This window comes from Halalkalibacter lacteus, from assembly GCF_036663595.1.
Lineage (GTDB): Bacteria > Bacillota > Bacilli > Bacillales > Bacillaceae_D > Halalkalibacter > Halalkalibacter lacteus.
On the sequence record NZ_JAWRVL010000184.1, the window covers coordinates 1 to 275 of the forward strand.

General features: G+C 65.8%; 1 protein-coding gene. It reads left to right on the top strand.

Going from position 1 to position 275, the window contains the following annotated elements:
• The first annotated feature begins 14 nt into the window (after window positions 1-14).
• Window positions 15-179: a non-canonical purine NTP pyrophosphatase gene (locus SAZ04_RS21995; RefSeq protein ID WP_332699705.1), complete on the top strand. Its 165-nt coding sequence runs from the start codon at window positions 15-17 to the stop codon at window positions 177-179.
• Window positions 180-275 lie beyond the last annotated feature (96 nt).

Genomic DNA, 275 nt, shown 5'->3' on the forward strand with positions numbered 1-275 from the left:
GGTCCGGGCGAATCCTGCATGGACGCCGTGGCGACGGTGGCTTTGGCTACGACCCGGTGTTCTTCGACCCGGAACTGGACCTGTCGGCGGCCGAACTGGACGCGGAGCGCAAGAACCGCATCAGCCATCGCGGCCGTGCCCTGGCGGCGCTGCGCGCGAAGCTTCTGGCATCGGGGTAGATCGCCATGTTCGTCACTGTCTGGGAATACGAAGTACGTGCCGGAATGGAAGCCGAGTTCGAGCAGTTGTACGGCGACCGGGGCGCGTGGGTGGAT